Source organism: Endothiovibrio diazotrophicus (genome assembly GCF_054657215.1).
The window spans coordinates 1-543 of sequence record NZ_BAAHXB010000303.1; the positions used below are offsets into that span (position 1 = coordinate 1).

Genomic DNA, 543 nt, shown 5'->3' on the forward strand with positions numbered 1-543 from the left:
CCCCTCCGCCTTGATGTAGTAGGTGGGGAAGCGGCGGCGATAGTGGGTGGCGACGCACGCCTCGACCACGGGACCGAGCCGCGAGGGGGCCTGAAGGATCGGTTGGATGCGGCTTTCGAACGGCCGGGAGACGGGGTGGAGCCAGGCGTCCACCGCGTGGAGGATGAAGGGGTCGGTGAAAAGCACCTTGCGTGCCTTCTTCGGCGCGGCGACCAGCTTCTCCTCGATCAGCGCGGACTGGATGAACAGCGCATCCATGGAGGCGAGCAGGGCGGCGTAGTCGCCGACCGTCTTGGGGTGGTCGATGGAGAGGTCCCGCGCCAGGGCGTTCCAGGTCACCTGGCTGCCGTAGCGGCGGATCACCGCGTCGAGGAACTCCCGCAGGTAGTGCTCGTGTCGCCCCCGCTTGACCACGTCCCCACGGATCCAGTCGGAGTAGGTGGCTAGCGCTGCCTCTTACCCACAAATCGGCCATCAGTGAGCCGCTGGGCGGTCAGTCGCAAGGCGCGCCCTCGCCGGGGCAGCCGCCCTGCCTCAAGAGGG

The 543-nt window shown here is 68.3% G+C and carries 1 protein-coding gene; it reads right to left on the bottom strand.

The features are described 5' to 3' along the window. Nucleotides 1-414, bottom strand: a 414-nt coding sequence (locus ACYQ2W_RS26545) for a DUF4143 domain-containing protein (protein ID WP_459874124.1), incomplete at its 3' end; no start/stop codon positions are given. Between the last annotated feature and the right edge of the window lie 129 nt (nucleotides 415-543).